The 9,415-nt window shown below is 69.6% G+C and carries 10 protein-coding genes and 1 pseudogene; 2 read left to right on the top strand and 9 right to left on the bottom strand.

From position 1 onward, the window contains the following. A pseudogene (locus tag DW306_RS21270) lies at nt 1–1,105 on the top strand (DNA polymerase V family protein); the annotation flags it as partial. A 70-nt stretch (nt 1,106–1,175) separates the two neighbouring features. On the opposite strand, the gene DW306_RS09415 reads toward DW306_RS21270, so the two are convergent. After that, nucleotides 1,176–1,625 (bottom strand): hypothetical protein, encoded by a 450-nt coding sequence (locus DW306_RS09415; protein WP_136055344.1) that lies wholly within the window; start codon nt 1,623–1,625, stop codon nt 1,176–1,178. A gap of 134 nt (nt 1,626–1,759) precedes the next feature. Between DW306_RS09415 and DW306_RS09420 the strand changes: the two genes are divergently transcribed. Next, the gene (locus DW306_RS09420; RefSeq protein ID WP_136055345.1) at nt 1,760–3,205 is read left to right on the top strand and encodes an HNH endonuclease signature motif containing protein; all 1,446 of its coding nucleotides are present in this window, start codon (nt 1,760–1,762) and stop codon (nt 3,203–3,205) included. Between the two features lie 35 nt (nt 3,206–3,240). Here the strand turns inward: DW306_RS09420 and DW306_RS09425 are convergent, their stop codons facing one another. The 8 genes from DW306_RS09425 to DW306_RS09460 are packed head-to-tail and all read right to left on the bottom strand — an operon-like array spanning nt 3,241 to nt 9,168. Further along, nucleotides 3,241–4,563, bottom strand: coding sequence for a glutamate-1-semialdehyde 2,1-aminomutase (locus DW306_RS09425; RefSeq protein ID WP_136055346.1), 1,323 nt, complete (start codon nt 4,561–4,563; stop codon nt 3,241–3,243). A gap of 28 nt (nt 4,564–4,591) precedes the next feature. Beyond that, nucleotides 4,592–5,569, bottom strand: a complete 978-nt coding sequence (hemB, locus tag DW306_RS09430) for a porphobilinogen synthase (RefSeq protein WP_136055347.1) — start codon at nt 5,567–5,569, stop codon at nt 4,592–4,594. After that, complete coding sequence (locus tag DW306_RS09435) at nt 5,566–6,360, bottom strand: uroporphyrinogen-III synthase (protein ID WP_136055348.1); 795 nt, start codon at nt 6,358–6,360, stop codon at nt 5,566–5,568. Before DW306_RS09435 ends, hemB begins: the two co-directional genes overlap by 4 nt. Further along, nucleotides 6,357–7,352, bottom strand: a complete 996-nt coding sequence (hemC, locus tag DW306_RS09440; RefSeq protein WP_136055349.1) for a hydroxymethylbilane synthase — start codon at nt 7,350–7,352, stop codon at nt 6,357–6,359. The genes DW306_RS09435 and hemC overlap by 4 nt, the downstream gene beginning before the upstream one ends. A gap of 8 nt (nt 7,353–7,360) precedes the next feature. Further along, nucleotides 7,361–8,038 carry a hydrogen peroxide-dependent heme synthase gene (gene hemQ / locus DW306_RS09445; RefSeq protein ID WP_136055350.1) on the bottom strand — a complete coding sequence of 226 codons (678 nt, stop codon included), beginning with the start codon at nt 8,036–8,038 and terminating at the stop codon, nt 7,361–7,363. A gap of 45 nt (nt 8,039–8,083) precedes the next feature. After that, complete coding sequence (locus DW306_RS09450) at nt 8,084–8,359, bottom strand: hypothetical protein (RefSeq protein WP_136055351.1); 276 nt, start codon at nt 8,357–8,359, stop codon at nt 8,084–8,086. Next, nucleotides 8,346–8,753 carry a phage holin family protein gene (locus DW306_RS09455; RefSeq protein WP_136055352.1) on the bottom strand — a complete coding sequence of 136 codons (408 nt, stop codon included), beginning with the start codon at nt 8,751–8,753 and terminating at the stop codon, nt 8,346–8,348. The genes DW306_RS09450 and DW306_RS09455 overlap by 14 nt, the downstream gene beginning before the upstream one ends. A gap of 1 nt (nt 8,754) precedes the next feature. After that, nucleotides 8,755–9,168, bottom strand: a complete 414-nt coding sequence (locus DW306_RS09460) for a hypothetical protein (RefSeq protein WP_136055353.1) — start codon at nt 9,166–9,168, stop codon at nt 8,755–8,757. Nucleotides 9,169–9,415 lie beyond the last annotated feature (247 nt).

Here is a 9,415-nt window from a genome sequence, read left to right on the forward strand (position 1 = left end):
GGCCGCGGCCGGCGCCACTGCCGGCGCAGGAGCGGCGGTTTTCGCGGAGACCGCGGAGGGTGACGGCGACGCCGACGATTCCGTCGACGAGGGCGCGGTCGAGGCGGACGCCGCTGTCGAGGACGCGCCGATCGAAGAGACCGCCGTCGACGAGGATGCGGTCGAAGACGGTTCCGTCGAGGATGCGGTCGCCTCTGAAGACGTCGCCTCCATGCCCGATGACGGCGCAGAGCAGACCACCGTCGAGGTGAGCCTCGTCGAGACGCTCGAGTCCGAGGAGAACGCCGACGCGCACGGCGATGTCGAGACCGGCGTCGTCGAGGACGGCGTCGTCGAGGACGGCGTTGTCGAGGCCGGCGACGACGTGGCCGGCGACCACGACGAGCACGACGATGACGCGGTATCCGAGGACGTCTCGTCGGATGCGGGCGAAGAGACCACCGATGGCGGCGAGAGCTCTTCTGACGGGGCTCCGCACGACGCCGACGCCGAGGAGGCCGCTCCGACGCGATCGTTCGACGAGATCCTCTTCGGCACGTCAGGCGCGACCCCGGCCGAGACGCCGGACAGCGCGGGCGACTCCAGCACCGACGAGAACGTCGACGAGAATCACGCCGGCGTCGAGTTCTTCACCGAGCTCGGGGCGACGGACGGCTCGTCCGACGCCGCGGAGCATGAGGGCGACGCGTCGGAGCAGAACGCCGACGAGAGCGATCCCCGCTCCGCCGCTGTCAGCTCCATGCTCGCCGCCGCCGCCCGCGCGTATTACGAGGACGAGCCGAAGGACTACCCCCAGGATCAGTCGACATCCGACGACGGGCCGCACTGGACCGTCGCGTCGACCGGAGTGATCGACACCGTCCCGACTGCAGACGCGCCCGAGTCTGACTCCGAGGACGGAGCGGATGCCGCCGACGAGGCCGCGCCCGGGGACGAGCATGCCGAGCACGAGGGTGAGAACCACGAGCACGAGGGTGAGAACCACGAGCACGACGGTGAGAACCACGAGCACGACGGTGAGCACCACGAACACGACGGTGAGCACCACGAACACGACGGTGAGCACCACGAGCACCACGAACACGACGGCAACCACCACGGCTGAGTCCGTCCGCTGACGAGGAAGCCCTCCGCACCCTGATGGGGCGGAGGGCTTTCTCGATGATCCGGGCGGGTCAGGCGGGCCGCGGACGGATGACCGGTCGACGACTCCCCTTGGAGGTGGGTGTCGGAGCGGTCGCGACGATCTCTTCGACGTCGGCAGGTTCGGTCGACACGTCGAGTCGGAGCGCCTGCGTGAGTGCGAGGCCGTGACGCGTACTGAGGATCAGCCGGCCGTACTGGTCGTCGCCCTCGAGGTCGATGACGACACCCGGACGACGCCGACGGATCAGCACGAAGTCGAGGCTGCCTGCCGCCTTCCAGCTGCCGGCGGCGAGGACTCCGGGAATGTGTGTTCCGGGGTTCGGCACTCCGCGCAGCCACGTCCACGCATCTTCGGTGAGCTGCACCTTGGTGATGTGGTCGCGCACGATCCGCACGTTGCTGCGGTGGAAGGTGGCGGCTCGCTCGATCGGCGAGAGCACGACCTCCAGTTGCGTCTGGTCCAGCAGCAACGTCACCATGCCCCCAGTCTGCCAGCGCGGCCCTCCCAGTTGTCTGGAAGTTGCTCACAGGAACGCAACGATCCATTGTGGGTTCGACTCAATCGGTCGACATCATCTCTTGCACATTCGAACATATGTTCTATACTAGAGGCATGACCTCCCCCACCGACAACAGCATCGAGCACCGTCAGGCGCTGCTCGATGCCTGGGTGGAGAAGAGGCGGCAGATCTCCGTGCTCGAGGCAGAATCGTCGGGCCTTCTCGCCGACCGGATGCGCGTGCTCGATGACGACGTGCGTGAGCACCCGCATCATCGTGAGGCGATCCACCGATCGATGATCGCCGAGTACGCCGCCGCCGGGCGCATCGCCAAGGGCAGCGCCGAGTATGCGTTCTCCGATGCCTGCCTCCTCGATTCCGATCACCCCGCGGTGCGGGAGTCCTTCCGGCGCGGAGGCATCAGCGCCGGACATGTGCGCGAGATCGTCCGGGCGGGGATGATCGTGCGACTGGCCGTGCGCAAGGGTCGGGTGGATGCCGAGACGCTGAGTCTCTACGACGCCGCGGCCCTCGAGGTCGCGGAGCACGACTCCCCCGGCCGCACCCGGGCGATGGTGCGACAGATCGCCGCGTCGCTCGCGGGAGAGACGCTGGTCGAGCGGCACCGACGTGCACGGAGCGAGAGAGCGGTGACGATGCGCTCGGTCGACGACGGCCTTGCGCTTCTGCAGGTGCTGCTGCCCGAGCATCTCGCGGCCGCGATCCTCGATCGGCTGACGCGACTCGGCCAGCAGGTGATCGCCACGCGCGACGATCAGCATCCTGTGCTCTCACCCGACGCTCTCGATCTGGGCGTCGATGCCGTGTTCGTGCACGACCTCGCTCCCGATGACCCTCTCCGCGACGACCCGGCGCTCAACGACCATCACATCGACCGCGACCCTCTCGGCGGGCACGTCGTCTTCGGCGACGACACGTTCACGACCGACCCCTGCATCGAGCACGTTCCGGCCGACGAGCGCACGCTCGACGAGGTCAGGGCCGACCTGCTCACCGACCTCCTGCTGGCCGGCGATCCGTCCGCCACCAGGGGGACCGGACTCGACAGCATCCAGGCACGCGTCCAGGTCACCGTCGCAGCCAGCACTCTCGCCGGTGATGATGAGCGGCCCGCCGAGCTCGACGGATTCGGACCACTGCATCCCGACGTCGCTCGGGACCTCGCGGCACGCGCCGCGATCTGGGCGCGCCTCCTGCTGGGTCACGACGGAACGGTGACGTCGACGAATGCCTACTCCCCGACCGAGGCGATGCGGCGACATCTGAGAGCCCGGGACCAGCATTGCCGGTTCCCCGGCTGTCGCATGCCGGTTCACCGGTGCCAGATCGACCACAACCACGATCACGCCCGCGGCGGCCCCACATCGAACGACAACCTCGCTCACCTGTGCGTGGGTCACCATGCGCTCAAGCATCCCGAGATCGACGACCGATATCGGTGGACCGCCCGGCAGCTTCCCGGCGGAGACATCGAATGGACCAGCCCCCTCGGGCGGGTCTACAACGACGCCGTGCCCCGCCGCGTGATGTTCGTCTGAGACGATCCCGGGTACCGCGGGGCCGACGCGACGCTCTACGCGCGAGCCGACGCCGCCGCGGCGGCCGCAGCGGGCAGCGCAGCTTCGATGATCTGAAGGTCCTCTTCACCGTGCGCGGCCGTCAGGAACCAGGCCTCGAACACGCTCGGCGGCAAGGCCACACCCTGCTCGCGCAAGGAGTGGAAGAACGGCGCATAGCGGAACGACTCCTGCGCCTGCGCCTCGGCATAGTCGCGGGGTGCGGATGCACGGAAGGAAGCGCTGAAGAGACTTCCCGCGTTCGCGACGGCGTGGGTGACGCCGGCATCCGACAGGGCAGTATCCAGAGCAGCCGAGACGCGAGCGGATGCCGCATCCACGGTCGCATACACCTCCGGGGTGGCGAGTCGCAGCGTGGCGAGCCCCGCAGCGACCGACAGCGGATTGCCGGAGAGCGTCCCCGCCTGATACACGGGCCCGAGCGGAGCGAGCAGGTCCATGACCTCGGCACGTCCACCGAGCGCGGCCAGCGGCATCCCTCCGCCGACGACCTTGCCGAACGTGATGATGTCGGGCAGATAGTCCTCACCCGCAGCGGCCTGCAGGCCCCAGTAGCCGGCCGGGTGCACGCGGAACCCGGTGAGCACCTCGTCGAGGATCATGAGGGCGCCATGGGCGTGTGCGGTCTCCGCGATGAGACGGTTGAACCCGGGAAGCGGAGCGACCACGCCCATGTTCGCTGCGGCTGCCTCGACGATGACCGCCGCGATCCGCGGACCGTGCTCGGCGAACACTGCCGCGAGAGCCTCGGGGTCGTTGTATCCGATCACCAGCGTCTGCGCGGCGATCGGGGCGGGAACGCCGGCCGAGCCCGGAAGCGCGAGCGTCGCAACACCCGAGCCCGCCTCGGCGAGCAGGCCGTCGGAGTGACCGTGGTAGTTGCCCGCGAACTTCACCAGCAGGTCCCGACCGGTCGCGCCGCGGGCCAGCCGGATCGCCGTCATCGTCGCCTCGGTGCCCGTCGACACCAGGCGCACGCGCTCGATCGGACGGATCTCGCCGAAGCGCACGCGATCGGCGATCAGTGCGGCCAGCTCCACCTCCCCCTCCGTCGGAGCGCCGAACGACAGTCCACGGGTCGCCGCCTCCTGCACGGCGGCGACGACCTCGGGGTGCGCGTGACCGAGCAGAGCCGGGCCCCACGAAGCCACGAGGTCGACGTACGAGCGACCCGCGGCATCCGTGACCCTGGCACCCGAGGCCGACGCGAGGAACCGCGGCGTGCCGCCCACCGATCCGTACGCGCGCACCGGCGAGTTGACCCCGCCGGGGATCACCGCACGGGCAGCGGAGAACAGGTCGTCATTGCGGTCGTTCATCAGGGCCCTTCTGAAGAGTCGCGCGAGGTCAGTCGCGCAGCCAGCGCGCGGCCTCGGTCGCCCAGTACGTCAGGACGGCGTCGGCACCCGCGCGGCGGATGGAGAGAAGTGATTCGAGGACGGCGGCCCGGCGGTCGATCCAGCCGTTGGCGGAGGCGGCCTCGATCATCGCGTACTCGCCCGACACCTGGTATGCCCACACCGGAATATTGACGGTGTCACGCACCTCACGCAGCACATCCAGGAACGCCATCGCGGGCTTGACCATCACGATGTCGGCGCCCTCCTCCGCATCGACGACGGCCTCGCGCACGCCCTCGCGGCGGTTGCCCGGGTCGAGCTGGTAGGTGCGCCGGTCGCCCGTGAGCTGCGAGTCGACAGCTTCGCGGAACGGGCCGTAGAAGGCGCTCGCGTACTTCGCCGCGTAAGCCAGCAGGAGGGTGTCGGTGAAGCCCTCGGCATCCAGAGCGGCGCGGATCACGGCGACCTGGCCGTCCATCATGCCGGACAGACCCAGCAGCTGCGACCCCGCGCGCGCCTGCGCGAGCGCCATCGACGCATACCGCTCGAGCGTCGCGTCGTTGTCGACCGAGCCGTCGGCGGCGAGGACGCCGCAGTGGCCGTGATCGGTGAACTCGTCGAGGCACAGATCCGTCTGCACCACGAGCGCGTCGCCGACCTCCGCCGCCAGCGCCTCCGTCGCGACGTTCAGGATGCCGCGCGGATCGTCGGCGCCGGACCCGCGCGCATCGCGCACGGCGGGCACACCGAAGAGCATGACTCCGCCGACTCCAGCCTCGGCCGCGTCGACCGCAGCGGCCCGCAGGGAGTCGATCGAATGCTGTGCGACACCCGGCATCGACCCGATGGCCACTTGCTCCGGGAGCCCCTCGCGCACGAACAGCGGCAGCACGAGCTGCCGCGGCTCCAGCGACGTCTCACGCACCAGGTCGCGCACGGCGCGCGACTGACGCAGCCGCCTCAGGCGGACCTCCGGGAAGCTCACGGCGCGAACTCGTCGGCCGCGTGCGGAAGAGTGAAGTGCGAGACCGCGTCGATGAGCGCGTCCACCGTCTGTCGGTCGGCGACCACCGACACGGGCAGCCCGGCTTTCTCCGCATCGCGCGCCGTCCTCGGGCCGATCGCCGCGAGCAGCGTCTCATCGGGGATCTCGGGGAACTGCTCGCGCACCTGCTCGGCCACCGAGCCGCTCGTGATCAGGATCGCGTTGATGCGGCCGTTCTCGACATCACGGCGGATCCGCTCGGTGACCGGAACGCCGACCGTGCGGTACGCGACGACGCTCGAGACATCATGCCCCGCGTTCGAGAGCTGCACGCTGAGCACCGGCTTCGCGATCTCGCTGCGCAGGGCGAGGATGCGGCGCGGCTCGGTCTCCAGGGCGATGAGCTGTTCGGCCATCCCCTCGGCGGAGTTGTCCTGCTCGGGCACCAGTGCGACCTCGTAGCCGACGGCCTGGAGCGCGGCGGCCGTCGTCTCGCCGACGGCGGCGATCTTCGTGGTGCGAGGAACCACCGCGCGATGCGCGAACAGCACATCGACGGTCGTGGCACTCGTGACCGTCAGCCAGTCGAACGCCCCCGCGGCCAGCTGCGCGAGCGCCACGTCGAGCGCCGCCTGGTCATTGGTCGGCGCGAAGTTGATGAGGGGTGCGACGACGGGCACCGCGCCCTGCGCGCGGAGGCTCGCGGCGACGCCGTCGCCCCACGGCCCGCCACGGGGCACGAGGATGCGCCAGCCGTACAGAGGGAGGTCCTGCTTCGAATCGGATGTCATAGGGATTGCTCTCGGGATACGAGGCCAGCCGCCCCTTGATCGAGCAGCCGACGGGCAACAGTGAACCCGAGCTCACGCGCTGCGTGCATCGGGTCTGCACCATCGGCAGCATCCGCTCCATTGCCACTGCCGTTCCGACGAATATACTCCCCGTTCAGGTCTTCCGTGACGTCGAGGCCGATCCGGCGCCCTCCGTCGGGGGCGTAGACGACCGTCCTGACACGGATCGAAGGCCCCTCGACGACGGCGTGCGCGGCCATCGGCGCCTGGCATCCGGCATCCAGTCCCTGCAGCACCGCTCGCTCGACGGTGATGGCCAGACGCGTGTCCTCGTCATCCAACGCGGAGAGCGCCGCGAGCAGCTCTGCCGGAGCATCCGCCGTCGTCTCCACGGCGAGCGATCCCTGGCCGGGAGCGGTCGGCCACTCGGCGAGGCCGAGCTCCTCGCGCCGCAGGCGCGACTCCGCTCCGAGCCGCGACAGGCCGGCGGCCGCGAGGATCACGGCATCCAGTTCACCCGACGCGACGCGCGCCAGACGGGAATCGACGTTCCCGCGGATGTCGACGACCTCGGCGTATGGCGCGCGACGGCGCACCTGGGCGATGCGCCGCGGAGAACCGGTGCCGACCGTGCTGCCGGAGCGCAGCTCGTGCAGCGGGATGCCGAGGCGGGTGAGCACCACATCGCGGGCGTCCTCCCGCTTCGGGGTCGCCGCGATCACGAGCCCGTCGGGGATGGCGGTCGGCAGATCCTTCAGCGAGTGCACGAGGAAGTCGCACTCTCCGGCGAACAGCGCCTCCCGCAAGCGGGTGGCGAAGATGCCCTGCCCGCCGATCTCGGAGAGCGACGCGCGGTTCGTGTCGCCTTCGCTGGTGATCGTGACGAGCTCGACGGGGCGCCCGGACACCTTCTCGAGGGCAGCGGCGACGTGACCGGACTGCGCCTGCGCGAGCGCGCTGCGCCGGGTTCCCAGGCGGATCGGGGTGCTCATCGACCGACCTACTGCAGCACGTCCGCGATCTCGTCGAAGCGCAGGCGGCGCCCCGTGTAGAAGGGCACCTCCTCCTTCACGTAGAGACGCGCGTCGGTGTAGCGGAGGTCGCGCATCATGTCGACGAGGTCGGTGAGGTCGTCCGCCTCCATCGGGAGGATCCACTCGTAGTCGCCGAGGGCGAAGGCGGCGACCGTGTTCGCGATGACGCCCGTGAAGGCGGCACCCTTTCGCCCGTGATCGGCGAGCATCGTGCGCCGCTCCGCCTCGGGAGCGAGATACCACTCCGGGGTGCGCACGAACGGGTAGAGGCAGAGCCAGTCCTTCGGCTCGACGCCGCGGAGGAAGCCGGGCACGTGCGAGCGGTTGAACTCCGCGTCGCGGTGGACGCCCATGACGTTCCACACCGGCAGCAGCGAACGCAGCAGCTCGGTACGGCGCAGGCGACGGAGAGCGCGTTGCAGCTCTTCGGCGGTCTTGCCGTGCAGCCAGACCATCAGATCGGCGTCGGCCTTCAAACCGGAGACGTCATAGAAACCGCGGACGGTGACGCCGGAATCCTCGACGTACGAGACGATCGTCTCGAGCTCCGTCGAGTCGGACTCGGTGACGGGCACGTCAGGACTGCGCCGCCACACGGCCCAGAGGGTGAATCCGGACGGGTTCTCTTCGAGCACTTCGGACATGTCTCCCAGTCTGCCCCCTTTGCCCGAGCCCCGCGAACGCGGGCCTCAGCGGGAGATCGCGCGCGCGATGACCCAGACGAGCCCGCCGACGGTCGCCGCGATGCCGATCACGGCCGCAGCCGCGGCGATCGGGTTGCGGTCGGCGAAGACGCGGGCCTTCGCGATGCCGCGCGTCGACGCCTTCTCGATGCGACGGGGGATGTTGCCCTTGATCTCGATCGCGGCGAGCGCCGCCTTGAGCTCGGCGCGCGCCGAGTCCCGCGGATCGACGATGCCGGCGGGGACGACGGTGCGCGGCACCAGCGAATCAGAATTCGTCATCTCCGGCCTCCTTCACGATGCGGATGTCCTCGGCGACCGCCTGCGCGGGATTCTGCCGACGGAGGACCTTGCGGAACTTCAGGATGCCGAGCAGCGCGAACAGCAGGACGGCGAGGATCAGGATGCCGAGCACGGCGAGCGCCGACAGCCACACGGGCCACCACGACGACAGACCCGCGATTCCGAAGACGAGGATCACCGGCACGGCCCAGAACAGGAAGAACAGCGCGACGAGGAACCAGACGGACCCGATCCCGGCGTCCTTCGCCGTCCGCGAGATCCACGCCTTCGCGGAGTCGATCTCGGCTTTGACGAGGTTCGTGACGAGTTCGGGCAGGTCGCCGAGCAGGGTCAGCAGACTGTCGTCGGCGCGATCCCGGAATCCGCGAGGCATCTCAGGCGCCGGGCTTCTTCGGAGCAGGCTTCTTGGCTGCCGAGGTGCTGCTCGAAGAGCTCTTGGCTGCGGACGCGTTGGCCTTGATCTCGTCCACGGCGTCGTCAGCGGCGTCAGACACCTCTTCCACCGCTTCCTTGCCCGAGGCGATCACGGCGTCGAGCTTCTGCCCGGGCGAACCGTTGCCCGTGACGGACTTGACGACCTTCACGGCTCCGGTCCAGAGCGCACCGGGCACGGCAGCCGCCTTGTCGCCGACGAAATCCTTGACCATGTCGACCCGCTCCTGCACCGGGTCGGTGTGGTAGAGCTTCAACCACTGCGTCTTGATCTGCTCATACCGCTCGCGTCCGGCACGAGTGCCCAGGACGTAGCCGACGCCGAGTCCTACGACGAGTCCGATCTTCCCCTTCATGGGGTCTCCTCACGTTGTTCGAGTCCTGCGGGTCAGGACTCAGCGTAGCCCCGTATGCCGGATTCGGCATCTGAACGGCCGAGGGGTTGACACACGGCGCCTCGTCACTCCCACAACAGCGTGCGCCGTAGGCGATCGGCTTCGTCCTTCGCATCAGGGATCACCTGCGCGAGGCCGGTCCCGGCCAGCCACGCACCCACCGCGGCGAGTCCCGGCACCGCCTGCAGCGCCGCGCGCGCGGCCGCCC

This window comes from Microbacterium sp. K24, from assembly GCF_004794465.1.
In the GTDB taxonomy this organism is placed as follows: Bacteria; Actinomycetota; Actinomycetes; order Actinomycetales; family Microbacteriaceae; genus Microbacterium.